Genomic DNA, 25,878 nt, shown 5'->3' on the forward strand with positions numbered 1-25,878 from the left:
CTTCTGGGATGTGACGCATAGCTGTGCTTGCACGCGGACCGCGCCGTTGCGGGCCGACCATGCTTTGCCTTGCGTCTCACGAGCCTAACCGCCTCCGGAGGCACAGCCACCCGGCCGCCCGCCCGCTGGGACGAAAAGAGACTCGAAGACACGCATTGAGGGGCAAAGAACAACAACACTACCGAGCGGTAAGCACGATGTGCGCCGACCCGCTCGTACGGGCATGACCCCGCCCCGGCGCGTACGGGGGAATGCGCGCCGGGGCGGAGAGTGTGGGGGGCAGCGGCGGGGCGGCCGGGGGCGGTTGGTGGGGGGATGTGCTGATTCCGCCCCGGCCGCGTGCCGCTGCTCGCTTCGGGTGCAGCTACTGCTTACTTCAGGTGCAGCTACTGCTTACTTCAGGTGCAGCTGCTGGCCCGGGAAGATGAAGTCGGCGTCGTCGACGATGTCCTTGTTCAGCTCGAAGAGAGTCTTCCAGCCACCCTTGACGTCGTGCTCCTCGGCGATCTTGGAGAGCGTGTCGTCCTTCTTCACCTTGTACTCGCCGTCGCCCTTCTTGACCTTCTTGCCGGTCGGGGTCTCGACGGTCTTCTGCGGGGCGCGCTCCTGCGAGCGGGAGGCGGGCTGCTCGGCCTTGCGCTCCGGCTGCGGGGCGGCCTGCTGCTGCGGGGCCTGCTCGGCGGGCTGCTCCGAACCGCCGCCGTCGTAGGCGGCGTTGGAGAGGCCGGTGCCGCAGTTCGGCCAGGCACCCTTGCCCTGACCGGCGAGGACCTTCTCGCCGATCTCTATCTGCTGGGCCTTGGTGGCCTGGTCGGCGGTGGCCGCGTACTTGTCGCCGCCGTAGGCGCTCCAGGTGGAGGCCGAGAACTGCAGGCCGCCGTAGTAGCCGTTGCCGGTGTTGATCGACCAGTTGCCGCCCGCCTCGCACTGGGCGACGGCGTCCCACTCGGAGCCGGTGGCGGCGGAGGCGGAGCCCGCGGTGGCGATCGGCGCGGCGACCGCGGCACCGGCGACACCGGCGACCGCGAGGGCGCGGGTGGCCTTGTCGGCCTTGGTCAGACGACGGTGCTTGCCCTTGCCGGAGAACAGCATGGAGTAATCCCCTCACCGACGCCTGCGAGGTGAGCTGTCGGGTTCGGGCCAAGTGAGTTGCCCGGCCGTACGGATGGTCCGTACGACTTCACCCCAAGCCGTTTCCGTCGCCGCTGCGGGCTCCGCGTGGAGCTCTCAACGGCCGGGCCCGGCACAAACCTTGGGTCCCCCGCTCCTGCCTACGGCGCTTTACGCGACGACTGTTCCCAAGGGCCGCCGGCAGGATTCGGCGTGACGGCCATCGGGGCCCGCCAGTGGCGAGCGGTGACGACGGTAGCCATGCGATCCACGGAAATACCAAGCCGATCAAGGCTGATGAGACTCATCTCTCACCAGGGGTGAAGTGTCTTTATAACGGACATTCAGCGGCGAACTGCCGCCGGATTCCGCCCAGTTTCACCCCGCTCGTTCCCCCGTCAGTCGTCGAGGGCGAGGCGCTGGCCAGGGAGGATGAGGTCCGGGTCGGCGCCGATCGCGTCCTCGTTGGCCTCGTACAGGGCGGTCCAACCGCCGTCGATCCCACGGGCGTCGGCGATCGCGGAGAGGCTGTCGCCGAGGCGGACCGTGTACGTCGATCCATCGTCGTCGCGGGAGTCGTCACGGGGGCCGTCGCCGCGCGAGGCGTGCCGGCCCGAGGAGTTGGAGTCGCGGTCGCCGCCCGGGGCCTCGGGGGCGGGCTCACCGCGATGCTTGCCGGAGCCGTTCTGGCCTGAGTTGCCCGTTTCGTCCGCAGAGTCGTCGCGAGCCTTGTCGCCCGAATCACCCGAAGTATCACCTGACGGGGTGTCGGTGGGGGTGTCGGTGGGGGTGTCAGCGGGAACGTCGGCCGGGTTCTCGACGGCGGTGTCGCCGGGCGCCTCCGGGGCGGGGTCCTCGGACGACGGGCCTCCGGACGACGGCTCGTCGGCGGGCTCTTCGGTCGCCTCGTCGGCGGGCTGGGAGGGGTCGGCCTCCGGCTCGTCCGTCGGGTTCGTCACATCGAGCGGGAAGCCCGCGACCAGGCCGCAGGTGGGCCAGGCGAGCGGGCCCTGTTCGGCGAGGACCTTCTCTGCCACGGCGATCTGCTGGGCGCGGCTGGCCAGGTCGGCCGTCGGGGCGTACTTCAGGCCGCCGTGGTCCTCCCAGACGGCCTGGGTCAACTGGAGCCCGCCGTAGTACCCGTTGCCGGTGTCGGCGCTCCAGACCCCGCCGCTCTCGCAGTCCGCGAGGCGGTCCCAGGTGTTGGCGTCGACGGTGGCGTCCGCGGCGCTGGCGCCGGTCGCGCCGAGCAGCGGGATGGCGATCGCCGACCCGGTCACTCCTGCCGCGACCACGAGGGCAGGGGCTTGACGGGGGCGTCGGTGACGGCCGTTCCCGGAGAGCATGCGGTTCCCTTTCGCGCGACAACAGGCGTGGCGTCTGACAGCCATGACATCAGGCAGCCATGACGTCTGGCAGCCGTGGCGTCTCAGTCGAGGCGTCTCAGTCGAGGCTGAAACCTAGCGACAGTCGAACGCTTGTCACAACCCGGTACAGCGCAGATCACGCGAAAGTCACAGTCTTGACGCCCCGTCAGAAACGGTGTCGTGGTGCGGCCCCCTGCCGACCGGGGGCTCACTCCGGCGTGAACTCCACCGGAAGCGTGCGCAGTCCGCGCATGATGAGCCCGCCGCGCCAGCGCAGATCGGCAGGTTCCGCCGCGAGCCGCAGGTCCGGGAGGCGGCGGAGCAGCGTCGCGATCGCGGTCTGACCCTCCAGGCGGGCGAGCGGTGCGCCCAGGCAGTAGTGGATGCCGTGCCCGTATCCGAGGTGCTGGTTGTCCCGCCGGGCCAGGTCGAGGGTGTCCGGGTCCGCGAAGCGTTCCGGATCGCGGTCGGCGGCAGCGAGGACGACCAGGACCGGGTCGCCGGGCGCGATGTCCTGGCCGCCGATGCTGAGCGGCTCGGTGGCGAAGCGCCAGGTGGCGAGCTCCACCGGGCCGTCGTGGCGGAGCAGTTCCTCGACGCCGGTCTCCAGGAGGTCCGTCTCCCCCGCCGCCAGGGACCGCTGCAGCCGCTCGCGCTGGCCGGGGTTGCGGAGCAGCTGGTACGTCCCGTTGCCGATGAGGTTGACCGTGGTCTCGAAACCGGCGAAGAGCAGGATGAAGGCCATCGCGGCGGCCTCGTTCTCGGTGAGGTGCTCGCCGTGGTCGCTGGCCTTGATGAGGCCGGAGATCAGGTCGTCGCCGGGCTCTTCGCGCTTGCGGTGAATGAGTTCGGCAAGATAGCCGCGCATCTTCTTCACCGAGCGGGCGACGCCGCCGCGCGGGCCTCCGCCGTGGCCCGGCTTGAAATGTCGCAGCATCATGCCCGCCCAGTCGCGGAAGTCGTCCTGGTCCTCGCGCGGGACGCCGAGCAGGTCGCAGATCGCGTAGATGGGCAGCGGGAAGGCGAACTCGTGGATGAGGTCGGCCTCGCCCGACGCGATGAACTTGTCGATGAGCTCGTCGGTGAGCTGCTGCACGCGCGGCGCGAACTCGGCCACCCGGCGCGGCGTGAACGCCTTCGACACGAGCCGCCGCAGCCGGGTGTGGTCCGGCGGGTCGATGTTGAGCAGATGCGTCATCAGCTCGGCCTTGCGTTCGCCCGGAATGCCCGTCTTACCCTTGGCGTGGGAGGGCTCGTCGTGATGCTCCGGGTTCTTGCTGAGCCGCTGGTCGGCGAGGGCCTGCCGGGCGTCCGCGTACCGCGTGACCAGCCAGGCCTCCACGCCGCTCGGCAGCCGGGTCCGGTGCACCGGCGCGTGCTCGCGCAGCCAGGCGTACGCGGGATACGGGTCGCTGGCGAACTCCCAGGTGAACAGCGGAGGTTGAGGGCCTTCGGGGCACTGGCCGGTGGTGGTGCTCACGCGTGGCCCTCCGCCGCCCGGATCGCGTCGCGGTACGCGCGGGCGGCGGCGCGCAGGGCGGCCTCCGGGTCGGCGCCCGCGGCCTCGGCGCGCACGGCGAGGGCGAGCAGCTCGTAGCCGACACCCTCGCCCGCGGGCAGCTCCACGTCGAGGCCCGCGGTACGCGTACGGGACGCGAGCTTCGCGGCGAGTGCCAGGCCGGGCTGGCCGAGCGGGACGCCGTCGGTCACGGAGTCGCGCTGCTTCTCCTCGGCCTTGGTGCGCAGCCAGTGCGCCTTGACGTCCTCGGGGGTCTCGGCGGAGTCGTCGCCGAAGACGTGCGGGTGGCGGTGGATCAGCTTGGCGACGATGGTGCCGGCCACGTCGTCGATCGAGAACGGCTCGCCCTCTTCCTCGGGGTCGGCCTCCTCGGCGATGCGGGCGTGGAACACGACCTGGAGGAGGACGTCGCCGAGCTCCTCGCGCAGTTCGGTGCGGTCGCCGTCCTCGATGGCCTCGACGAGTTCGTACGCCTCCTCGATGCCGTACTTGGCGAGGCCCTTGTGGGTCTGCCGCGAGGACCAGGGGCACTCCCGCCTGATCCGGTCCATGACCTGCACGAGGTCGAGGAGGCGCGCGCCCGGCAGGTCGTACGAGGCGGGCAGCAGTTCCAGGTCCGGCATCGTGATCCGGCCGGATCCGGCGAGCCGGGCCAGGCCGTCGGTCAGGCCGGGCTCGCCCTCGCCGGTGGCGACGACGACCACGGTGCGGTCGCCCGCGCAGGCGTCGATCAGTTCCTCGGCGCTCGGTGCGGCCCGGTCCACGGTGACGCCCGCTTCGCGGAGGTACGGGAGCTGGGGGTGCCGCGGGTCTGTGCACACCACCCGGTCCGCGTCGTGCAGGGCCTTCCAGGCGGGCCAGGAGAGGAGGCCGGGGGCTACGCGGTGCGAGGTGGTGAGGAGGACGATGCGGCCGGGGGCGAGGAGTTCTGCGTTCACCCCTCGAACCTAACTTGTCCCCGGGTCTTAATAGGGGCGCGGGGAACTGCGCGACCAGCCACGACGGCGCGGCAGCCGAACGACGGCAAAAGGTAGCCCCTCCGGCGATTGAGGAGCCGGGGGGCCGGGGGCGGAGCCCCCTGGGGGTGCGGCGGCCTACGCCCTGGTCGCGTCCCGTACCCACGGGGTGCGCACGTCCACCCGCCTGCTCTTGGTCACGTCCCACTCGCCGTACCGCGGGTTCAGGTCGATGTTCAGGGCCTTGGACGCCTTCGACAGGGCCGCCCAGAACTCCGCCTGGCCCTGTTCGGTGTTGGGGTCGGCGCCCAGCTCGCTGTACAGCTTCTGGGCCTCGATCTCCGTGCGGAGGCTTTCGTCGATGCGGGAGGCCGGGATGTTGTACTGCTGCAGCCAGCCCGCCTCCAGGGCCTTCGCGCCGCCCGCCTGCTTCTCCAGGTTGCCGCGCAGGCCCTGGACCTCCTTGCGGCTGACCGTCACGCCCGCGTCGGTGGCCGCGCGGTGCAGGACGCGGTCGAGGACCAGGGACTGCAGGGTGTCGCGGGTGAGGCCGCCGGTCTTCTCCACGGCCTGGGCGTACTGCCCGGACTTCTCGGTGGCCGACCGCTGCGCCGCCCGCACTTCCTGTACGCGGGACTGGAGTTGCGCGACCGTGATGCGCTCGCCGCCCACGACGGCCGCGGCGCCGGGATGTGCCTCGTCGCCGCAGGCGGTCAGGAGCGGGGCCGCGACGAGGGCGGCGGCGGAGAGGGCGAGCGCGGTGCGACGACGGCGGTGCAAAGGAGCCTCCCGGCGGCGAGACGGAGCTTGTGCGTCGTTGCACAAGGGCCTTGCGGAGATCGATGTTAGGCAGTGGGCGGGGGTTCGGCCACTGATTCGACCAACGATTCGGGGAGAGTTCCGGGCACGCCCCCTGGCTCAGCCGCGCACCTGACCGAGCCAGTGCAGCGTGCGGCGGATCTCGCCGGGCAGCGGATGGCCCGGCCCGTGCACCCGCTCCGCGTCGTACAGGAGGCGGGCCAGGGTGTCGTGGGCGCCCGCGCGATCACCGAGGGCGAGCAGCAACTGGCCGATGCGGCGGCGGAGTTCGAGCGCCGCGCCGGGGTCGCCGACGGTGCTGGCGACGTACTGGTTCTCGTAGAACGGCAGCAGGGAGCGGTACTCGGCGAGGGCCGCGGCCGGTTCGCCGAGCTGTTCCAGGCACTGGGCCATCTCGTACCGGAACTGGAGCGAGGCCGGGTCGGCCTGGCCCGCCTCGGCGCTGCGTTCGTCGGCGAGGCGGCGCAGTTCGGGCAGGGCGCGGCGGTACTGGCCGTCGTCCATGAGCGTGGCCGCGTACTGCTTGCGCAGCGTGCGTACGACCGTGGAGCGCGGGCCGTGCTGGGCCTCGGCGGTGGGCAGGATCGCGCCGAGGAGGTCGACGGCCTGGGTGACGCGGCCCTCGCCGAGCAGCCGCTTCACGTCGTCGACGGCGCGCGCGACCTCCGAGAGCGCGACCGGCACCTCGGCGGACGGCGGGGCGGTGGGGCGCGGCGGGACCGGTACGGGCGTGGGGGTGCCGGCGCGGTCGGGCCAGGGGGCGCCGGGGCGCAGGAAGGGGCGGGTGGGGTCGAGCATGCCGGTGGGGGTGCCGCGGCCGGGAAGGAGCGGGGCCAGCGCCTCGTACACCTCCTGCGCGGAGTCCGGGCGGTCCCCCGGTTCCTTGGCGAGCAGCCGGTTCACGAGCGCTTCGAGGGGCTCGGGGATCTCGGGGCGCTTGCCGCGGACGGGTATCGGTGTTTCGTAGAGGTGGCTGTGGAGGACGCCGAGGACGGTGGCGCCGTCGAACGGGACGTTCCCGCTGAGGAGTTCGTAGAGCAGGATGCCCAGGGCGTACAGGTCGGTGTACGGGCCGACGGCGCCGCCCATGGCCTGCTCGGGGGCCATGTAGGCGGGGCTGCCTATGGGTGAGCCGGTGTGGGTGAGGCGGGTGGTGTCGGTGTCCATGACGGAGGCGACGCCGAGGTCGAGGACGGTGAGCGTGCCGTCCGGTTTCACCATGACGTTCCGCGGCTTGAGGTCGCGGTGCACGATCGGCACGGCGTGCACCGCGCAGAGCACGGCGCAGAGTTGGGCGGCCACGGCGACGGCCCACGGCCAGGGGTAGGGCTTGTGCCGCTCGATGTGGTCGGCGAGGTCGGTGCCGTCGACGTGCTGCATGACGAGGAACAGGTCGTCGCCGTCGCTGCCCGCGTCGTGGACGGTGACCAGGCCCGGGTGGTCGACCTGGGCGGTGACGCGGCACTCGCGGACGAAGCGGCGGCGCAGCTCGTCGGCCTCCCCTCCGGCGACGCGGTCGGGGCGGAGCAGCTTGACGGCGACGCGGCGGTCGAGGCGCTGGTCGTAGGCCGTCCAGACCTGGCCCATGCCGCCCTGGCCGATCTGCTGGGAGAGTTCGTACCGGCCGGAGATCAGGCGTCCGCTCACCGGCGCTCGCCCTCAGCGCGCCCGTCCCCCTCGCCTGCCGGCGGCGTTCCGTCCAGAGGCGTTCCGTCCTGGCGCGTTCCGTCCTGGCGCGTTCCGTCCTGGCGCGTTCCGTCCTGGCGCAACAGGCTGCTCAGCTCGTCGAGTTCGGCGCGGACCTGGTCGATGCGGGCGGGTGCGGGGCGCTGCGGGGCGCCGGGCGCCTGCTGGGGTCCGGGTCCGGGCTGCGGCAGGCCGGTGGGTCTGGTGACCTGCTGGGCGGGGCCGGCCTGGGCGGGGTATCCGTACTGGCCCTGGGCGGGCGGGCCTTGAGGCGGCACGAACGGGGCGTACGGCGACTGCGCCTGCGCCTGCGACTGCGACTGCTTGGCGAAGTAGCGGATCTCCGCGACGAGGTAGTACGTGATCGCGGCGACGGCGCCGCCGAGGAGGCAGAGCAGCCCGAGGCTCTCCTCGGCGGTGTCGAGTTCCTGCGTCGGGTCTCTGCCGATCAGGATCACGGAGAGGATGACGAGGAGGATCGACCCGCCGAACAGCCACCAGTCCCGCGGCCTGCGCGTGACGACGGCGAGGCGCAGCATCGGGACCCAGGACAGGAAGCCGCAGGAGATCAGCGCGAGCGCGACGAAGAGCACGCGCAACCCGACGAGCTGCGCGGACGAGGGTCGCGATGGCGGCGGTGCATAGCCGTGGCCGTGCATGGGGGCTGCTCCTGGGAACCGAACGGGCGTGTGCAAGGTCGAGAGTAGCCCCCGGGACCGACAGCCGGACCTGAGTTGGTCGGCTGGGTGCTCAAAGCGTGATCGGCCGACAGGTCAAAGAGTGTGCCGCACCCACACATTGGGCTCCACATACACGGCGTATCCCTGGTCCGGAGCACAGTGCACCGGCACGAGCGCCTTCGGCACTTCGACCTCGCAGCCCTCACCTGCCGCGTCGAAGGGCAGGCCCGTCCAGCCGCGCCACTCCTCCAGGGTGCCGGAGACGGTCATGGAGTTGCGGGCCACGGACTCGATGACGCCGCCGACCCGGACGTGCACGCGCAGCCAGGGGTCGTGCGGAAGCCCGTCGGGGCGCCGCCGGTGCGCGTACTCCTCCATGGGCGTGCGCGGTTCGAGGTGCTTGGCGCTCGGCCGGACCGGCGCGACGAGTGTGCCGTAGCCGAGCGCGCGGGCGTTGGCCCGCATCGCGTCGAGCATCGCGTACGAGAGGCCGCCGCCCTGGGCGCCGGGGGCGACGGTGACCTCGATGGCGCTGACGGTGTCGGGTTCGGTGCCGTGCCTGACGTCGGAGAACGCCCACATGAGGACGCGGTCCCAGCCGCCGTCGGGCAGAGTGCCGCGGCCCTTCGCGGCGAGGGCGAAGGGCACGCTGAGGGCGCGGGCGACGAGTTCGCCGCTCTCATCGGTGGCGACCAGGACGTACTCGGGCAGTTCGGACACGATCCGGCCCCAGAGGATCCAGCCGATCGGGTCCTCGGTGACGAACTGCGGCCAGGCGTCGCCCAACGCCCAGAAGGCTCCGGTGAGTTCGGGCCGCTCGGCAAGCGTGGTGATCTTCAGGTCCGCTGCGGGGCGGGGCTTCCCGGGCTGTTCGGCGTCCATGGGGCGCACGCTAGCCGGGAGTTCGGCCGTGGCGGTACCGAATTTGCGCGGCGTACGGCGTGCCGCGACCGGCGTCCGGGGTCCGGCCTCCGGCGTCCGGCGTCCGGCGTCCCGCTCAGTTCGCCGCGACCCGGTCGCCCAGCTCCACCGCGCCGGGGGTGACGACCTCGGCGTACACCCCGAAGCGCATGTCGCGGGTCTCGCTCAGGGTCTTCAGGACGCGGCCGTCGGCGGGCACTCCGGGCTGGGGCAGGGTCGTCATGACGCAGCGCGGCACGCGTTCGGTGATCCGCAGGAGGACGCCGCCGACGCGGACCTCGCGGCCGGTCCAGCCCTCCTCGGCCCAGGGCTCGTCACCGTCGGCATCGATCACGATGTTCTTGCGGAACCGGCGGATGTCGGCGGGGACATCGTCACCGAGCAGCCGGCCGAGCGCGCGCAGGGAGGCCGTGGAGACGATCGACACCGGTGCTTGGTCCTGGTACGAGGGCGGCTCGGCGTCCGGCGCCTCGCGGACCAACTCGGCCTCGGGCCCGCAGAGTTCGGCGAGCCCCGGGTCCCCGGGCGCCACTCGGGCGCCGTCCGGAAGGTGTACGGAGAGGGCATCGGCGGTGTCGTCGTACGCGGCGGCGCACTCGATCAGCCAGGGGGCCTTGCGGAACCGGCGATGGCTCTTGCCGCTGCCGATCTTGCCGTCCGCGTACCGCAGCGCCCACAGCCGGTCGCCGAGGACACCGCGCGCGTCGAGGTCCAGGCGCTCGCGGTCCTCGCCGCGCATGGACTTCACCGGAAACCTCGCGAGCCCCACGACCACCCCGAGCGACGTCATGCTGTTCCTCCCCGTCGGACTGCGACCGGTCGGTCCACCGGCCGGTCCCGACGGTACCGGGCGGGGGACTGTCAGATCTTGCCGATCCCGAGGGTGTTCTCGCCGGGCAGGAGGCCTGATCCGACGACGGTCAGCCAGGGGTCGCCGAGCAGCTCGGCCAGCCGGTCGATGTCGTGGGCGACGAGTGCGCGCCACGGCTCTGCGGCGAGCTCGTCGGTGCGGTCCTCGACCGTCTGACGCAGGGCGCGGCCCGACTCGGTGGCGGTGCCGTCCTCCTTCAACAGGCCGCGTTCCGCAAGCCGTTGACAGGCGGCGGACCATTCCTTCCCGGTCCAGCCGCGGCTCGCGAAGGTCTCGGGTGCGGCGGCGCCGACGGCCGCGAACGACACGAGCGACTCCACCGGGTCGAGGCCCGCCTCCCGCAGTGCGGTCAGATGGCCGTCGCCGCGGTGTTCGCGCAGCACGGTCGCGGCCTGCCACAGCACCTGGTGCGGCTCATCCGGCCAGGGCAGCGCGGCGTTGGCGGCGGCCAGCGGGCAGCCGGCCGGATAGGGGGCGGAGGACTGCGCGGCGCGGCGTGTGAGGGCGGCAGCCTCGGCGAGTTCGGGGCCGTCTACGCGGGCGCCGAGGATCGAACGGTACGCACGGTCCACGGCGCGCCGGCGGGCGGCCAGGACGGCCTCGGGCGCGGCGATGTCCCAGGCGGCGGGGACATACCGGCCGACCATCTCCGGGCTGAAGCTGTGGAACGTCGCCGTCACCCGCTCCCGGCCGGCCGCGCCGAGCGGTGCCACGCGCCAGGCGAAGTAGCTGGGCCAGCGCTCGTCGGTGCCGTAGCCGAGGGCGTCGGCCTCCGCGAAGGACTCGGGGGCGTAGTAGAGGACGGCGTGCAGCGGTTCGAGCAGGTGCCACAACTGCCGTACGCGTGCGTTCGGGTGCTGGTTCGGCTGCGGCATGACGCCCTCCTGCGGGTGTTCTGCATCGCGCACGGCCCATGTCCGTACGTACAAACTTGCCACCGCCTAGATTGCCCGCCCAGACAGAAACTTGTCAATGCCTAGATTTGGCGTAGCCTGCTGCCCATGACCAGCCAGCGCGCCTACCACCACGGCGACCTGCGCCGCGCCGTGCTCACCGCCGCCCTCGACGCGATCCGCGACTCCGGGCCCGCCGCCCTGAGCCTGCGCGATCTGGCTCGCCGCGCGGGCGTATCGCACGCCGCGCCCGCGCACCACTTCAAGGACCGCACGGGCCTGCTCACGGCCATCGCTGCCGAGGGGTTCGACCTGCTCGCCGGCGCCTTGGCGGAGGCACCGGAGCTACGCGAGCGGGGCGTGCGGTACGTCCGGTTCTGCCGCGAGCACCCGGCCCACTTCCAGGTGATGTTCACGCCCGAGCTGCTGCGTGCCGACGATCCGGCCCTGCGGGCGGCGCGGGACCGTGCGAGGGAGCAGCTGCGTTCGGGGATCGGCGACTTGGAGACGTCGGAGCGCGGCGAGGACGCGCGCCTCGCGGGCATCGCGGCGTGGTCCCTGGCGCACGGTTTCGCGACGCTGCTCCTTGCGCACAACTTGGATGAGCCGTTGGAGGGGCAAGATCCGGAGGGGGTGTTCCGGGGGCTGACGGGGTTGCTGTTCCAGGGGCGTTGACCGCCTCCCCGCGCCGTCCGACGGCCCCTTACCTCGCAGGTAATCGCCCCCTCCCTCACCCCCCGGCACGATCGTTCCCGTCACATCGAGTCGAGGCCCGAGGAGCCCCCATGTCCGTCACCGACACCCGCGCCGTGGTCCAGGAGTTTCTGCGTGCCCGGCTCGCCTCCGACACCGGGCGGCTCATCGAGCTGTTCGCCGATGACGTGGACTGGCTGTTGGCCGAGAATCCCGGCGTGCCGTGGATCCGGCCGCGGGCCACTGGGGCCGAATGTGCCGTTCAGGGGGTGGAGTTGGCGGAGTACACCGTCGCCGAGGACTCGCGTGCCTCGGTGGACACGTTCCTCGTCGACGGTGCCGACGCCGTACTCCTCGGTCATCTCTCCGGGACCGTGCGGGCCACGGGCAAGACCTTCGAAGGGCCCTTCGCGCTCCGCCTCACCGTCGAGGACGGCCGGATCACCCGGCACCACCTCTACGAGAACAGCCTGTCGGTCTCACAGGCATGCACACCGGGCGACTAAAGCCCTCACGACCCCAGGATCGACGTCAGGAACTCCCCCACCCAGGCGAGGAGTTCCCGCCCGACCACCGGCTTGCCGCCGACCTTCGCGGTCTTCGGGCGCGGTACGAGCAGCTGCTGACCGGTGGGCTTGATGACCGTGCCCGGGTAGAGGCGCTTGAGGCGAAGCTCCTGGGACTCCCTCAACTCCACCGGCGCGAAGCGGATGTTGGTGCCCTGCAGCACGATCTCGCCGACCTCGCAGGCGCGGGCCAGCATCCGAAGACCGGCCACGAGCAGCAGGTTCTCCACGGGCTCCGGCAACTTGCCGTAGCGGTCGACGAGTTCCTCGCGCACCGCCTTGATGTCGTCCTCGGAGTTGGCCGAGGCGATGGAGCGGTAGGCCGCGAGGCGCAGGCGCTCGCCGGGGGCGTAGTCGTGCGGGACGTGCGCGTCGACCGGGAGCTCGATCTTGACCTCAAGGGGCGGCTCCTCCTCCACGCCGCCTTCGAGCGAGGCGCGGTAGTCCGCGACCGCCTCGCCGACCATGCGTACGTACAGGTCGAAGCCGACGCCCGCGATATGGCCGGACTGCTCGCCGCCCAGGAGGTTTCCGGCTCCTCGGATCTCCAGGTCCTTCATCGCCACGTACATGCCCGCGCCCATCTCCGTGTGCTGGGCGATGGTGGCCAGGCGCTCGTGCGCCGTTTCCGTCAGGGGCTTCTCCGGGGGGTACAGGAAGTACGCGTAGCCGCGCTCCCTGCCACGGCCCACGCGGCCGCGCAGCTGGTGCAGCTGGGAGAGGCCGAAGTTGTCGCCGCGCTCGACGATCAGGGTGTTGGCGTTGGAGATGTCGATGCCGGACTCGACGATCGTGGTCGAGACGAGTACGTCGTACTTCTTCTCCCAGAAGTCGACCACGACCTGCTCCAGGGCGGATTCCGACATCTGGCCGTGGGCCGTCGCGATCCGTGCCTCGGGCACGATGTCGCGCAGCCGGGCCGCCGCGCGGTCGATGGACTCGACGCGGTTGTGGATGTAGAAGACCTGCCCCTCACGGAGGAGTTCGCGGCGGATGGCCGCGCCGATCTGCTTCTCCTCGTACGGACCGACGAAGGTCAGGACCGGGTGCCGCTCCTCCGGCGGAGTGGTGATCGTGGACATCTCGCGGATGCCCGTCACCGCCATCTCCAGGGTCCGGGGGATGGGCGTCGCGGACATGGTGAGCACGTCCACGTTCGCCCGCAGCTTCTTCAGCTGCTCCTTGTGCTCGACGCCGAAGCGCTGCTCCTCGTCGACGATGACCAGGCCCAGGTCCTTGAACTTGGTCTCGGAGGAGAACAGGCGGTGCGTGCCGATGACGATGTCGACCGCGCCGTCCTTCAGGCCCTCCAGGGTCGCCTTGGACTCGGTGTCCGTCTGGAAGCGGCTCAACGCCCTGACCTTGACGGGGAATTGGCCGTACCGCTCGGTGAACGTGCCGTAGTGCTGCTGCACGAGCAGCGTCGTCGGGACGAGGACCGCGACCTGCTTGCCGTCCTGCACCGCCTTGAAGGCCGCGCGAACAGCAATCTCTGTTTTGCCGTAGCCGACGTCGCCGCAGATCAGCCGGTCCATCGGGACCGACTTCTGCATGTCCTCCTTGACCTCGGCGATCGTCGTCAGCTGGTCCGGGGTCTCCGCGTACGGGAAGGCGTCCTCCAGCTCGCGCTGCCACGGGGTGTCCGGGCCGAAGGTGTGGCCGGGGGCCGCCATGCGGGCGGAGTAGAGCTTGATGAGGTCGGCCGCGATCTCCTTGACGGCCTTCTTCGCGCGCGCCTTGGTCTTCGTCCAGTCGGCGCCGCCCAGGCGGTGCAGCGTGGGGGCCTCGCCGCCCACGTACTTGGTGATCTGCTCCAGCTGGTCGGTGGGGATGTAGAGGCGGTCGCCGGGCTGGCCGCGCTTGGCCGGGGCGTACTCCACGACCAGGTACTCGCGGGTCGCGCCCTGGACCGTGCGCTGCACCATCTCGATGTAGCGGCCCACGCCGTGCTGCTCGTGCACGATGTAGTCGCTCTGCTCCAGGGTGAGCGGGTCAATCGTCTTGCGGCGCCGCGCGGGCATCCGCTGCCCGTCCTTGCCGGCGGCCTTCTGCCCGGTCAGGTCGGTCTCGGTGAGCACGGCGAGCTTCAGCGCCCGGTCCACGAAGCCGTACTCGACGGAGCCGCAGGCCACGTGCACCACGGACGGGGAGATCTCCGCGAGGTCCCCCGTCTTTGAATCAGGCACAGTGAGGCGGGCGGCGATGCCCTCGCCGCCGAGCACCTCGACCGTACGGGCGGCGGGGCCGTGGCCCTCCGTCACGTACACCGTGCGCCAGCCGTCGGCCAGCCAGCCCTTGGTGTCGGCGAGGGCGCGGGCGGTGTCGCCGCGGTACGCCTCGGGGGCGTGCATGCCGAGCTTGAAGGTGTCGCCGTCCCCGGGCTCCTCGTCGGCCGCGAACGGCGAGACCGACCACCACATCATCCCGAGCTCGCGCGCCCGGTCCCGGACGTCCGCGATGCCCCACAGGGACGCCGCGCCCACGTCGATCGGCGCATCCCCTCCGCCGGCGGTCGCGGCCCAGCTGGCCTGGAGGAACTCCTGCGACGTGGCGACCAGGTCGGCGGCGCGCGTGCGCACCCGCTCCGGGTCGCACACCACGGCCATGGCGTCCTCGGGCAGGACGTCGAGCAGCAGCTCCATGTCGTCCACCAGGACCGGAGCGAGGGACTCCATGCCCTCGACGGCGATGCCCTCGGCGATCTTCCCGAGCAGCTCGCCCAGCTCGGGGTGGCGTTCGGCGAGGTCCGCGGCCCGGGCGCGTACGTCCTCGGTCAGCAGCAGCTCGCGGCAGGGCGGCGCCCACAGACCGTGCTCGGCGATCTCCAGGGACCGCTGGTCGGCCACCTTGAAGTACCGGATCTCCTCGACGTCGTCGCCCCAGAACTCGATCCGCAGAGGGTGTTCCTCGGTCGGCGGGAACACGTCGAGAATGCCGCCGCGGACCGCGAACTCGCCGCGCTTCTCGACCAGTTCGACCCGTGCGTACGCCGCTGCCGCGAGTGCCTCGACGGTGTCGTTCAGGTCGACGGACTGGCCCTGCCTCAGGCTCACCGGCTCCAGCTCGCCGAGCCCCTTGACCTGCGGCTGCAGTACCGAACGCACGGGCGCCACGACGACCGAGACCGGACCGGTCTCCGGGTCGTCGCCGCTCGGGTGGGCGAGGCGGCGCAGGACGGCGAGGCGGCGGCCCACGGTGTCGCTGCGCGGGCTGAGCCGCTCGTGCGGCAGCGTCTCCCACGACGGGTACTCCACGACCCCGCTCGGGTCGAGCAGCGAACGCAGCGCCGCCGCCAGGTCCTCGGCCTCGCGGCCGGTGGCCGTCACGGCGAGTACCGTCCGCTTCGCCTCACGCGCGAGCGCGGCGACCGCGAAGGGGCGGGCGGCGGGCGGGCCGACCAAGTCGACGTGCATACGGTGGCCGTCGGTGGCGGCCTTCACCGCGTCGTTGAGCGCGGCGTCCTTGACTACCGCGTCGAGCAGACCGTGCAGGCTCATGAGGGGGCTTTTCCGTCCGGGAAGCGGGCAACGCGCGACGCCCCGACACGTCGTACGGGCCGGGGGTCCTCCAGCGTACGCCGGTTCTTCCCCTACCCGCCCCTTCCCGAAATCCTGCGGAGCTTCGGGGGCTCCGCCCCCGTACCCCCGCTCCTCAATCGCCGGAGGGGCTCAATTTTGAGCCCCTCTGGGGGCACCTCCCAGCGGTAGCTGGGGGAGATTGAGGAGGCCCGTCTGGCAAGACTTCGGGAAGGGGCGGGGAGGGGAGAAAGCACCCAGCTGCGACCATGGCCCCTATGCCCGGTACCGACCTGACCACCGACCGCGGCCGTGCCACCGAGACCCGGGCGGCGGGGGCCGTGGCCCGCGCGAAGTACGACCCGTACCTCCTCGCCACCGCCCTCTTCCTCGCGTACGCCCTGCTCTCCGTGCTGCGCTGGTACCGGATGGAGAACCGTTCCTGGGACCTCGGGATCTTCGAGCAGGCCGTCCGCGCCTACGCCCACCTCCAGGCGCCGATCGCGGACCTCAAGGGCCCCGGCACGCACATCCTCGGCGACCACTTCAGCCCCGTGACCGCCCTGCTCGCGCCCCTCTACCGGGTCTTTCCCTCGCCGGTGACGCTGCTGCTCGCGCAGGCCGCGCTGTTCGCGCTGTCCGCGGCGGTGGTGACGCGGGTCGCGGCCCGGCTGCTCGGGCGGGCGCGCGGGCTCGCGATCGGGGTGGCGTACGGGCTCTCCTGGGGGCTGCAGCGCGCCGTCGACTTCGACTTCCACGAGATCGCCTTCGCCGTACCGCTGATCGCCCTCTCCCTGGAGGCCGTGCTGCGCGAACGGTGGCGGGCCGCGCTGTGGTGGGCGCTGCCGCTGGTGTTCGTCAAGGAGGCCTGGGGCTCACCTGCTCGGCGCTCGCCGCGGTCGTCGCGCTGCGGGCCCGCGGGAAGCAGCCGCGGATCGCGTGGTGGGCGGTCGGGCTCGCCGTGTTCGGGGCGCTGGCAGCGCTGCTCACGTTCACCGCGCTCATACCGGCGTTCAACACCACCGGCGGCTACGACTACTGGGCCAAGGTCAGCGAGGGCCCGACCCCGCTCGACGGCCTCGACGTCAAGCTGCGCACCCTCGGCTGGCTCCTCATCCCCACCACCGGGCTGCTCGCCCTGCGCTCCCCGCTCCTGATCGTCGCCCTGCCCACGCTCGGCTGGCGCTTCGTCTCGGGCGACAGCCACTACTGGGGCACCGACTGGCACTACAGCGCCGTCCTCATGCCGGTCGTGGCGCTCGCCCTCGTCGACGCGCTCGACCGCAGCCGCCGCAGCCCCCGGCCCTGGCTGCGGAGCTACGCGGCCCACCTGCCGACCGCCGTCGCCGCGGCGGCGCTCGCCCTGACCACGGCCCTGCCGCTGGCCACGCTCACCGAGGCCGCCACGTACCGCGAGACCTCGCGCACCGCCGCCGCCAAGGACCTCCTCGACCGCATCCCGGACGGCGCGAGCGTCGAGGCCAACATCGGGCCGATCAGCCGCCTGACCTCCCGCTGCCAGGTGTTCTGGATCGGCAACACCCAGGACGCCACCCCCGACTACATCGCCCTCGACAACACCGGCGGCAAGTACGACGACCCGCTGCGCACGGCCCGCGACCTGCACCCGGACGCCACGTACACGCTCGCGGGCAGCGCCGGGGGCTACCTGGTCCTGCAGCGCGTCCAGTGACCTGACCGGCTCACGCCGGGCCCCTCCCCCCGTACCGGCCGAGGTGAGAAGGTGTCCGACGGCGCGCAGATGGTTGTACGGGGAAAGGAACAGGGCCGGTGGCGGCAGCGCAAGGCATACCGGAGACGCAGGCAGGCCCCGGCACGCGCAAGCGCGGGGCCGTCGTGGCGGCCCTGATGCTCGCCATGGCGCTCGCCGCCCTCGACGCCACGATCATCGCGACGGCCGTCCCGCAGATCGTCGGCGACCTCGGCGGCTTCTCCGTCTTCTCCTGGCTGTTCTCCGGCTATCTGCTCGCCGTCACCGTCACCCTGCCCGTGTACGGCAAGCTCTCCGACACATTCGGCCGCAAACCCGTCCTGATCTTCGGCATCGGCCTCTTCCTCGTCGGCTCGCTGCTCTGCGCCGGCGCCTGGGACATGGGCTCCCTGATCGCGTTCCGGATCGTGCAGGGCCTCGGCGGCGGCGCCATCCAGGGCACCGTCCAGACCCTCGCCGCCGACCTGTACCCGCTGGAGCAACGCCCCAAGATCCAGGCCAAGCTGTCCACCGTATGGGCCGTCTCCTCGGTGGCGGGGCCCGGGCTCGGCGGAGTGCTCGCCGCGTACGCGGACTGGCGCTGGATCTTCCTGATCAACCTGCCCGTCGGCGCCCTCGCCCTCTGGCTGATCGCCCGCCACCTGCACGAACCCGTACGCGAACGGACCGGCCGGCTCCGCGTCGACTGGGCGGGCGCCCTCGCCGTGTTCCTCTGCGGCGGCGTCCTGCTCACCGCCGTCGTACAGGGCGGCGTCGCCTGGTCCTGGCTGTCCGCGCCGTCCCTCGCGCTCCTCGGTACGGGCGCGCTGCTCGCCGTCGCCACGGTCGTCATCGAGCGCCGCGCCGCCGAGCCGATCATCCCCGGCTGGGTGTGGAAGCGCCGCACGATCGCCGCCGTGAACCTGGCCCTCGGCGCACTCGGCCTGCTGATGGTCGCGCCCACCGTGTTCCTGCCGACGTACGCCCAGTCCGTGCTGGGGCTCGACCCGGTGGCCGCCGGGTTCGTGCTCAGCGTGATGACGCTCAGCTGGCCGGTGTCGGCCGCCCTCAGCCAGCACGTGTACCGGCGCATCGGCTTCCGCGACACGGCGGTGACCGGCATCGCCGCGGCCGCCCTGATCCTGCTGTCGTTCCAGCTGGTGCCGTACCCGGGCGCCGCCTGGCAGCCCGCGCTGATCATGCTCCTGCTCGGCGCCGCGCTCGGCCTGTTCCAGCTGCCGCTGATCGTCGGCGTGCAGTCCACGGTCGGCTGGGCAGAGCGCGGCACCACCACCGCGTCCGTCCTCTTCTGCCGCCAGATCGGGCAGACCGTGGGCGCCGCCGTGTTCGGCGCCGTGGCCAACGGCGTCCTGACGGCCCGGCTCGGCGGCTCGGCCGACCTGGACTCCGCCGCGCGCAACCCGGGCGACGCGGGCGTGCGCCGCGCGATCGACGCGGCCGTCGACTCGGTGTACCTGGGCGCGGCCTGCGCCGCCGGACTCGCCCTCGTCGTCCTCCTCACGGTGGCACCGCGGCGGTTCCCCGTACGGAGGGAAGGGGCCGGGGCGACCGGGGCGACGGGGGCGACCGGGCCGTCCGGGGCGACCGGGGCGGCCGGGGCGGCCGGAGCGGTCAGGGCGACCGGAGCGACCGGGGAGACCGGGCCGACCGGGCCGACCGGGGCGACCGGGCCGACCGGGGCGACCGGGCCGTCCGGGGCGACCGGGGCGACCGGGGCGGCCGGGGCGGCCGGGGCGGCCGGGGCGGCCCAGGCGCCCCGGGAAACCCCCAGGCCCCACGCGCCCCAGGCCGACTGACCACTCCTGCCGAACCCCTCCCCACGGGCTCTACGCGCGAGTAACGTACCGGCTCCTCCCCGGACCAGCACCGCGCCCAAGGAGCACCCAGATGCACGACCCGCACGGCGCTCCGCCGAACCCGCACGCCTCCCCCACGCCCCCGAACACCCCCCACCCGCGCACCGCCCCCACACCCCCCGACACCCCCCACCCGCACACCTCCCCCACATCCCCCGACACCCCCCGCCCGCACACCTCCCCCACACCCGGGATCCCCCACCCGCACACCGATCCGCTCCCCCCGCGCCTCACCTACCCCTGGCAGCCTCGGACTCCGCAGCCGTCCGTCCCGCCCCGCCGACGGCCCGCCGGGCCCGCCCTCGGGCGCCACAGCGACCTGCGCGTCCTGCGCTCCGCCTACAAGTGGCTGCGCCGCGTCGCCACCATCACGGCGCTCGGCTACTTCACGCTCTTCCTCGTCCTGTCCGCGTACGCACCCCAGTTCATGACCCTCCGCGTCGACGGCGGCCTCAGCGCGGGGCTGCTGCTCGGCGCCTGCCAGCTGCCGGTCACGCTCGCCGCGATCGCCGTGTACGAGTGGCGGGCCCGCCGCGCCGTCGATCCGCTCTCCGAACGCCTGCGCCGCCAGGCCGAGTTGGAGGCACGGCGATGACGGAACCCGCGCTGCTCCTCGCCGCGCAGTCCTTCGGCCTCGGATCGCCCGGCACCCGGACCGCGTGCCTGATCGCCTTCACCGCCGTCGCCACGCTGACGCTGCTGCTCTGCGTGCTGACCGGCCCCGACCGCGACGACCTCGACGAGTTCTACACCGGCTCCCGCTCCCTCTCCCCCCTGCGGAGCGGCTTGGCCATCGCCGGGGACTACATCTCGGCGGCCACTCTCCTCGGCACGATCGGCGTGATCGCCCTGACCGGGTACGACGGTGTCGTCCTCGCCCTGGCCACGGCGCTCTCCCTGGTCCTGCTGATGTTCCTGCTCGCCGAACCCCTGCGGAACGCGGGCCGGTTCACCATGGGCGACGCCTTCGCCCGCCGCCTCGGCCCGTCGCCCAACGGCTCCCGCGGCGTCCGCATCGCCGCCTGCGCCGCGACCCTCGCCGCCCTGCTGCCCCTGATGGTCGTCCAACTGGCCGTGTCGGGCGAGGTGCTGGTGTTCATCCTCGGCGTCGACCGGCCGGGCCTGCGGGCCGGCTGCATCCTGCTGCTCGGCGCCCTGATGATCAGCTACGCGGCCATCGGCGGCATGAAGGGCACCGCCCTCATCCAGATCATCAAGATCGTGCTGCTGCTCGGCGCGGGCACCCTGCTCGCCGGGCTCGTCCTGCACCGCTTCGGCTGGAGCCCCGCCGCCCTGCTCTCCGCCGCCGAACGCGGCAGCGGCGCAGGACCCCGATTCCTGGAGTCCGGGCTGCAGTTCGCGGGCGGCAACGGCAGCGACGGCGGCACCGGCACCGGCACCGGCCCCGGCGGCGGCATGCCACGGCTCGACATGATCTCCTCCGAGCTGACCGTGGTCCTCGGCGGCGCCTGCCTGCCGCACGTCACGATGCGCATGTACGCGCCGCGCAGCGCCCCCGCCCTGCGCCGCTCCATGTCCTGGGCCGTCTCGTCCGTGGCCGTGTTCGCGCTGCTGATCTCCGTCATCGGCTTCGGCGCGACCGCGCTCGTGGGGCGGGACCGACTGGCCGCGAGCGACGGGCAGGGCAACACGGCGCTGCTGCTCACCGCGCAGGCCGTGTTCGGACCCGAGTCGCCGGCCCTTGAGACCTTCGTGTTCACGGCCGTCACGGCGATGGTCTTCCTGACGGTGCTCGCCTCGGTCGCCGGCATGATCCTCGCCTGCGCCAACTCCCTGGCCCACGATGTCTTCGCCCACCGCCCCGGCCGCCGCTCCGCCCGCCCACCGTCCGGTTCGTTCCCCGCCTCGTCCCCCGGCCGCCGTCCGCTCACCGCGCGCCGCGAGCTGGTGCTCGCCCGGGTGTCGACGGTCGCGGTGGGCCTCACCACGATCGCTCTCGCGGTGTCCGTGCAGCATCTCAACCTGCAGCCGCTGGTCTCGATGTCCTTCTGCCTGGGCGCCTCCGCCCTCGCCCCTGCCCTGGTCTACAGCCTGTTCTGGCGCCGCTACACCCGTACCGGCCTGATCTGCACCCTGGTCGGCGGCACCCTCGGCGTCCTCGTCCTGCTCACCGGCACGAACCTGGTCTCCGGCACCCCCGGATCGGCCTTCCCCGACCAGGACTTCAACTGGTTCCCGTTCACGACCACCGGCATCGCCTCCATCCCCCTCGGCTTCCTGCTCGGCTGGCTCGGCACAGTCCTCACCCCGGCCCGCGCCCGCGGGGAGCAACGCCGGCAGTACGAGGCGGTCGAGGCCTGGATCCTGGCGGGGGCGCGGCGACGGTGACGGTCCGCCAATCGGCGCCGCAGGCTTACGGGAAGGGGCGGGGAGGGGATCGAATAATCAGCCCGTCCGGCGTTTGAGGACGAGCCCGGAGGGCGATCGACGGCGCCCAAGTCGACGGTGCCCGGGTCGACCCCACCCGACCCTCACCCCGAGGCCTGCCCCTGCCCCGGCACGGACGCCCCCGAACCACCCACCAAGCCGGCCAGGCTACTGCGCACATGGTCCATATGAGCCCGCAACTCCTCCGCGGTCTCGGCATGTTCCCGCAGCACCCGCTCCGTCTCCCGCTCCAACCGGTCCGCCCGCAGCCGCGCCTCCGCGAGGATCTCCGCGGCCCGCGCGTCCGCGTCCTCCTGGCCGTGCCGCGCCGACTCCTCCGCCTCGGCGAGCGCCCGCTCGGCCTCCGCGCGCCGCGCCTCGCCCTCGTCGGCGAGCTCCTTCTCGCGGCCCTCCGCCGCCGCGACCCGCTCCGCCTCGTCCTTCCGTTCGGCCTCGCGCCGCTCCGCGTGCCCCTTCTCCTGGTCGGCGAGGAGCTTCTCGCACCGCTGCCGGGTCTCCCGCAGCACGGCAAGGGATTCGGCGCGCAGCTCCTTGTTCTCCTTGCGCACGCCGACCCGGATCCCGTCGACCTTCCCCTGCGCCGCGTCGAGCACCCGCCGCGCATGGTCCTCGGCCGCGCCGCGCACCGACTCGGCGTGCCCGGCGGCCTCCTCGCGCTGCCGCCGCCCGTACGCCTCGGCCTCCTCGGCCTCGCGCAGCGCGTCGGCCTGCCCGGCGCCGAGCACGTCGTCGGCCTCCGCCTCGACCGTGGCGAGCAGCTGCCGGGCGCGGGCGCTCAACGTGTCGTACGTCTGCGGAGGCAGCTGCGCCACGACCTCCCGCAGCCGGGCCGCCTCCTGCTCCATCTCCTTGGCGAGCACGGTCAGCCGGGCCGCCCGCTCCCAGGCGGCGTCGCGGTCGGCACAGACGCTCGCGGCGTACGCGTCCACCTGCTGCGGCCGATAGCCACGGCCCCGTACGACAGTGAAGCCAGGGGACGACGGCACTGCACTCATCCTGGAACCTCTTCTCCGCGGGTCTCTTCGGCGCACATCTTGATGGATCATGCTGAAGCGCTCATACCGCGACACTCCACCCATGTCCTCGGTCAAGGATGCGCGAAAACCGGGCGAAGTCGGAATTCCGGGGTCGTACGTCGGACATCTCGTACGAAAACGACGCGGCGCCGGACTCCGCCCCTGGAGGCGGAACCCGGCGCCGGGAAGAGCAGAGCCCTACAGCAGGCCGTCCCACATCTGCTCGAGCAGCACCGACCACCAGCTGTCCGGCGAACCGAGCGCGGCCCCGTCGAGCGCGGCGAGCTGCTGCTGGAAGTCGACCGTCCAGCGGCCCGCCTGCTCCTGGTTGAGCCCGTACCGCAGCCGCCACATCCGGCCGAGCAGCGCCAGGCAGCGGACGAACTCCGGCAGCCCCGTGTTGACGAACTGCGGCGCCGCCGGAGCACCACCGGGACCGGCCTCGACCGGCACCGCCACGATGTTCGCCGTGCCGTACTGCACACAGATCGCCCGGCCGAAGTCACTGCCCATGACGAGGTACGACCCGGCGTCGGACGCGGGCTGCACCCCACGCTCCTGCGCCAGCTCGGCCAGCGTCGGCACGGGCCGCCCCGGCTGCGCCTGCGCCCAGAAGAACGGGCTGACGTCCACCGGCAGACCCGACCACATCAGCGTGTGCGCCACGACGTCCGGCACGCCCTGCCGCGACACCGCCCGCTGGTCGAAGCGGAAGACGCCCTGCGGCCCGAACGCCCCGGCCAGCTCCTGCGCCACCCCGTCCGGCGGGATCGGCGGCGCGGGCTGCACCGGCTGCACCGGCACCCGCACCGGCGCCGGCCGCGCCGGACCGTCCGCGACCTGGTGCAACTCGCCCTGGTGGGCGAGGAGTTGCCGCATGCCCTGCTGCCGCGAGGCATGGTCCGTGCCGTACGGCGCGATCGACGTGATCCGCGCCTGCGGCCACGTCTCCCGGATCATCCGCGCGCAGTACGCGCCGGGCAGCTCGCAGGACTCCAGCTCCGTGTGCAGTTCGAGCACCTGCTGCGGCGGCACGTTCATGCCGCGCAGCTCGTGCAGGATCTGCCACTCCGGGTGCGGCATGCCGGGCGCGGAGCGGCGGATCAGCTGCTGCTCGGAGCCGTCCTGCGCGCGGTAGCGCAGTACGGCCTGGTAGCCGGGGCCGACGGTCGGCTGACCGGCGGGCGGCTGCTGCGGATAGCCGTACGCCGGGGCCTGCCCCGGAGCCTGACCCGGGGCGGCCGGGCCCTGAGGCGGCTGCGGCGCACCGGGCGGCGGGCCCTGCGGCTGCCCGGGAGGGCCGGGCGGCGGACCGGGCGGACCGGGCGGCGCGGGCTGCCCGACGGGCGCGGCCGGACCGCCGACCGCGGGACCGGCCAGCATCGTCGCGGCGTGATGCACACCTTCACCGGGACCGCCGGGACCGCCGGGCGCGCCAGGAGCCGCCGGGGGAGCGGGAGTCGAGCCCGCACCGGGAGCGCCGGGAGCGCCGGGGACGCCGGGAGCACCCGGAGGCCCGGGCGGGCCGGGCGGCTGCGGGGCACCGCCGGGAGCGCCGGGAGCACCCGGAGGCCCGGGAGGACCGGGCGGCTGCGGGGCACCCGGACCCATCGCGCTCGGGTCGGCGAACATCGTCGCCGCATGATGCATCCCACCCGACGACGCACCCGGAACACCGGGCGGCCCGGGCGGCTGCGGCGCACCCGGAACGCCGGGCGGGCCGGGCGGCTGCGGAACGCCGGGCGCACCAGGCGCACCAGGCGCACCGGGAGGACCAGGTGGGCCGGGCGGCTGCGGGGCACCCGGACCCATCGCGCCCGGGTCGGCGAACATCGTCGCCGCATGATGCATCCCACCCGACGACGCACCGGGCACACCGGGCGGGCCGGGCGGCTGCGGTCCGTCGGGGCCGAGCGAGGAGACGAGCTGCGTCGGTACGTACCCACCGGCCGGCGTTCCGGGCGCACCCGGACCCGAGGCGGGCGGCGGCGTGGATGCCTCGGCGGCCGTCGTCGGCCCGGCGGCCGGGCCCTCCTCGAAGTCGGCGGGCGAGGCGGCGGAGGAGACGTCATCGACCTCCACGACCTCGGCCTCGCCGCCCCCCGCCTCCGTACCGGAACCGGCAACAGGAGCGGGAGCGGGAGCAGGGGCGGGAGCTGGAACCGGGGCGGGAGCAGGAACCGGAGCCGGAGCCGAAGCCGGACCCGGCGCCGGCTCAGCGGAGGCCGAAGGCGCGGCAGGCGGCGCGGAAGGAGCCACCGGCGGAGCGGGCGGCGCGGGCGGATAGCCGTACGCGGGCGGCTGCGGCGCACCCGGTACACCCGGCGCCGCGGGCACGCCCGGAGGCGGCGGCGGCGTGCCCGGACCACCGGGCGCGGGCGGCGCGACCGACTGCTCCCCGCGCTCGTAGGCGGGGGAAACGGCCGTCGGCGGGAGCTGGCTGCCGCCCTTCATCAGCGCGGTCTTGGCGTCCGGCGCGACCGCGGGCGGCGTCGCCTCACCCTCGTCCGAACCCGAAAGGGCAGGCGCGGTCACGGTGTTGGGCAGGGAGACGGAACGATCGTCGTCGTCCGCGTTCGTGTCCGTACCCGCCCAGGGCGTCGCATCCACGGGACCGCCACCGGCCTCGTTCCGCGCGAGCGTCTCGTCCCCGCCCGCACTCGGCCAGCCGCCGACGGCAGCAGGAGCAGGAGTGGGAGCGGGAGCAGGAGTGGGAGCGGCAGCGGCAGCGGCAGCGGCGTCAGGCACGACCGAGAGCTCAGGCGCCACAGGCGCCTCGGGAACAGCCGGGGACGACGGCGCCTCAGGAACAGCCGGGGACGACGTGGCCTCCGGAACAGCCGGGGACGACGGCACGTCGGAAACAGCCGAAGACCCCGCGGCCCCGCTCCGCCCCCCGATCCCCATCTGATCGGCCGCCTCCTGCAACCACTCGGGCGGGCTCAGCAGGAACGACGTCTGGTTGAGGTCCACCCGCTCCGGGCTCGCCGCGGCGGCCGGCGTATCGGCGACCGCGTACTCCTCCTCGTACCGCCTGATTACCTCGCCCACCGGCAGCCCCGGCCAGAGCGTGGCCTCGCCGCTGTCCCGGGCGATCACCAGGCGCTGCCCGCCGCCCTCGGACCGCGGGCCCTCCGCACGGTCCTCGGCCCACACCACGAAGCCCAGGTCGAACTCCCGCACCCGCACCTCACGGTGCTGATACGCGGGCACCTCGCCGTTGATCCACTCCTCGGCGCGCTCCTGCGCCTGCGCGAACGTCACCATCG

General features: G+C 73.1%; 18 protein-coding genes, 1 pseudogene and 1 riboswitch. Of the genes and pseudogenes, 6 read left to right on the plus strand and 13 right to left on the minus strand.

Annotation, left to right across the window (positions count from 1 at the left end; genetic code table 11):
- Window positions 1–393: 393 nt before the first annotated feature.
- The 10 genes from QIT00_RS25965 to QIT00_RS26010 form a co-directional block, all read right to left on the minus strand.
- On the minus strand, window positions 394–1,092 hold the full coding sequence (locus tag QIT00_RS25965) for a LysM peptidoglycan-binding domain-containing protein (RefSeq protein ID WP_282537820.1): 699 nt from the start codon (window positions 1,090–1,092) through the stop codon (window positions 394–396).
- 4 nt (window positions 1,093–1,096) lie between these two features.
- A riboswitch (cyclic di-AMP (ydaO/yuaA leader) is annotated at window positions 1,097–1,289 on the minus strand.
- A 219-nt stretch (window positions 1,290–1,508) separates the two neighbouring features.
- Complete coding sequence (locus tag QIT00_RS25970) at window positions 1,509–2,405, minus strand: transglycosylase family protein (protein ID WP_282537821.1); 897 nt, start codon at window positions 2,403–2,405, stop codon at window positions 1,509–1,511.
- A 280-nt stretch (window positions 2,406–2,685) separates the two neighbouring features.
- On the minus strand, window positions 2,686–3,957 hold the full coding sequence (locus tag QIT00_RS25975) for a cytochrome P450 family protein (RefSeq protein WP_282537822.1): 1,272 nt from the start codon (window positions 3,955–3,957) through the stop codon (window positions 2,686–2,688).
- Complete coding sequence (locus QIT00_RS25980; RefSeq protein WP_282537823.1) at window positions 3,954–4,934, minus strand: nucleoside triphosphate pyrophosphohydrolase; 981 nt, start codon at window positions 4,932–4,934, stop codon at window positions 3,954–3,956. Before QIT00_RS25980 ends, QIT00_RS25975 begins: the two co-directional genes overlap by 4 nt.
- A 156-nt stretch (window positions 4,935–5,090) precedes the next feature.
- A complete protein-coding gene (locus tag QIT00_RS25985; RefSeq protein WP_282537824.1) occupies window positions 5,091–5,732 on the minus strand; it encodes a SurA N-terminal domain-containing protein in 642 nt (213 codons plus the stop codon).
- A gap of 138 nt (window positions 5,733–5,870) precedes the next feature.
- Window positions 5,871–7,418: a serine/threonine-protein kinase gene (locus tag QIT00_RS25990; protein ID WP_282537825.1), complete on the minus strand. Its 1,548-nt coding sequence runs from the start codon at window positions 7,416–7,418 to the stop codon at window positions 5,871–5,873.
- Window positions 7,415–8,116 carry a hypothetical protein gene (locus QIT00_RS25995; protein ID WP_282537826.1) on the minus strand — a complete coding sequence of 234 codons (702 nt, stop codon included), beginning with the start codon at window positions 8,114–8,116 and terminating at the stop codon, window positions 7,415–7,417. The genes QIT00_RS25990 and QIT00_RS25995 overlap by 4 nt, the downstream gene beginning before the upstream one ends.
- A 114-nt stretch (window positions 8,117–8,230) precedes the next feature.
- Window positions 8,231–9,019, minus strand: coding sequence for an N-acetyltransferase (locus QIT00_RS26000; RefSeq protein WP_282537827.1), 789 nt, complete (start codon window positions 9,017–9,019; stop codon window positions 8,231–8,233).
- A 115-nt stretch (window positions 9,020–9,134) separates the two neighbouring features.
- The gene (locus tag QIT00_RS26005) at window positions 9,135–9,848 is read right to left on the minus strand and encodes an MOSC domain-containing protein (protein WP_282537828.1); all 714 of its coding nucleotides are present in this window, start codon (window positions 9,846–9,848) and stop codon (window positions 9,135–9,137) included.
- A 71-nt stretch (window positions 9,849–9,919) separates the two neighbouring features.
- Window positions 9,920–10,804 (minus strand): SCO6745 family protein, encoded by an 885-nt coding sequence (locus tag QIT00_RS26010; protein WP_282537829.1) that lies wholly within the window; start codon window positions 10,802–10,804, stop codon window positions 9,920–9,922.
- Window positions 10,805–10,930: 126 nt separating this feature from the next.
- Between QIT00_RS26010 and QIT00_RS26015 the strand changes: the two genes are divergently transcribed.
- Together QIT00_RS26015 and QIT00_RS26020 are read left to right on the plus strand one after the other, a co-directional pair.
- Window positions 10,931–11,497, plus strand: coding sequence for a TetR/AcrR family transcriptional regulator (locus QIT00_RS26015; protein WP_282537830.1), 567 nt, complete (start codon window positions 10,931–10,933; stop codon window positions 11,495–11,497).
- A gap of 110 nt (window positions 11,498–11,607) precedes the next feature.
- Window positions 11,608–12,021, plus strand: coding sequence for a nuclear transport factor 2 family protein (locus QIT00_RS26020; protein ID WP_282537831.1), 414 nt, complete (start codon window positions 11,608–11,610; stop codon window positions 12,019–12,021).
- Between the two features lie 5 nt (window positions 12,022–12,026).
- Here the strand turns inward: QIT00_RS26020 and mfd are convergent, their stop codons facing one another.
- Complete coding sequence (mfd, locus tag QIT00_RS26025) at window positions 12,027–15,578, minus strand: transcription-repair coupling factor (protein WP_282537832.1); 3,552 nt, start codon at window positions 15,576–15,578, stop codon at window positions 12,027–12,029.
- Window positions 15,579–15,865: 287 nt separating this feature from the next.
- Here mfd and QIT00_RS26030 point away from each other — a divergent pair.
- The 4 genes and pseudogenes from QIT00_RS26030 (at window position 15,866) to QIT00_RS26045 (ending at window position 21,533) form a co-directional block, all read left to right on the plus strand.
- Window positions 15,866–17,289: pseudogene (locus tag QIT00_RS26030) on the plus strand (DUF2079 domain-containing protein).
- A 98-nt stretch (window positions 17,290–17,387) separates the two neighbouring features.
- On the plus strand, window positions 17,388–19,124 hold the full coding sequence (locus QIT00_RS26035; RefSeq protein WP_282537833.1) for an MFS transporter: 1,737 nt from the start codon (window positions 17,388–17,390) through the stop codon (window positions 19,122–19,124).
- 91 nt (window positions 19,125–19,215) lie between these two features.
- Window positions 19,216–19,779 carry a DUF485 domain-containing protein gene (locus tag QIT00_RS26040; RefSeq protein ID WP_408909854.1) on the plus strand — a complete coding sequence of 188 codons (564 nt, stop codon included), beginning with the start codon at window positions 19,216–19,218 and terminating at the stop codon, window positions 19,777–19,779.
- The gene (locus tag QIT00_RS26045) at window positions 19,776–21,533 is read left to right on the plus strand and encodes a sodium/solute symporter (RefSeq protein WP_282537834.1); all 1,758 of its coding nucleotides are present in this window, start codon (window positions 19,776–19,778) and stop codon (window positions 21,531–21,533) included. Before QIT00_RS26040 ends, QIT00_RS26045 begins: the two co-directional genes overlap by 4 nt.
- A 143-nt stretch (window positions 21,534–21,676) precedes the next feature.
- On the opposite strand, the gene QIT00_RS26050 is transcribed toward QIT00_RS26045, so the two are convergent.
- Window positions 21,677–22,588 carry a coiled-coil domain-containing protein gene (locus QIT00_RS26050; protein WP_282537835.1) on the minus strand — a complete coding sequence of 304 codons (912 nt, stop codon included), beginning with the start codon at window positions 22,586–22,588 and terminating at the stop codon, window positions 21,677–21,679.
- A gap of 219 nt (window positions 22,589–22,807) precedes the next feature.
- On the minus strand, window positions 22,808–25,876 hold the full coding sequence (locus QIT00_RS26055; RefSeq protein ID WP_282537836.1) for an SUKH-4 family immunity protein: 3,069 nt from the start codon (window positions 25,874–25,876) through the stop codon (window positions 22,808–22,810).
- Between the last annotated feature and the right edge of the window lie 2 nt (window positions 25,877–25,878).

This window comes from Streptomyces luteolus (assembly GCF_029968015.1).
Taxonomy (GTDB): Bacteria; Actinomycetota; Actinomycetes; order Streptomycetales; family Streptomycetaceae; genus Streptomyces; species Streptomyces luteolus.

Bases quoted from the DNA above. Each gene is read 5' to 3' on its own strand.
- QIT00_RS25965 (WP_282537820.1), bottom strand. From the start codon at position 1,092: ATGCTGTTCTCCGGCAAGGGCAAGCACCGTCGTCTGACCAAGGCCGAC.
- QIT00_RS25995 (WP_282537826.1), bottom strand. From the start codon at position 8,116: ATGCACGGCCACGGCTATGCACCGCCGCCATCGCGACCCTCGTCCGCG.
- QIT00_RS26000 (WP_282537827.1), bottom strand. From the start codon at position 9,019: ATGGACGCCGAACAGCCCGGGAAGCCCCGCCCCGCAGCGGACCTGAAG.
- QIT00_RS26005 (WP_282537828.1), bottom strand. From the start codon at position 9,848: ATGACGTCGCTCGGGGTGGTCGTGGGGCTCGCGAGGTTTCCGGTGAAG.
- QIT00_RS26010 (WP_282537829.1), bottom strand. From the start codon at position 10,804: ATGCCGCAGCCGAACCAGCACCCGAACGCACGCGTACGGCAGTTGTGG.
- QIT00_RS26015 (WP_282537830.1), top strand. From the start codon at position 10,931: ATGACCAGCCAGCGCGCCTACCACCACGGCGACCTGCGCCGCGCCGTG.
- QIT00_RS26020 (WP_282537831.1), top strand. From the start codon at position 11,608: ATGTCCGTCACCGACACCCGCGCCGTGGTCCAGGAGTTTCTGCGTGCC.
- mfd (WP_282537832.1), bottom strand. From the start codon at position 15,578: ATGAGCCTGCACGGTCTGCTCGACGCGGTAGTCAAGGACGCCGCGCTC.
- QIT00_RS26040 (WP_408909854.1), top strand. From the start codon at position 19,216: ATGCACGACCCGCACGGCGCTCCGCCGAACCCGCACGCCTCCCCCACG.
- QIT00_RS26045 (WP_282537834.1), top strand. From the start codon at position 19,776: ATGACGGAACCCGCGCTGCTCCTCGCCGCGCAGTCCTTCGGCCTCGGA.
- QIT00_RS26050 (WP_282537835.1), bottom strand. From the start codon at position 22,588: ATGAGTGCAGTGCCGTCGTCCCCTGGCTTCACTGTCGTACGGGGCCGT.
- QIT00_RS26055 (WP_282537836.1), bottom strand. From the start codon at position 25,876: ATGGTGACGTTCGCGCAGGCGCAGGAGCGCGCCGAGGAGTGGATCAAC.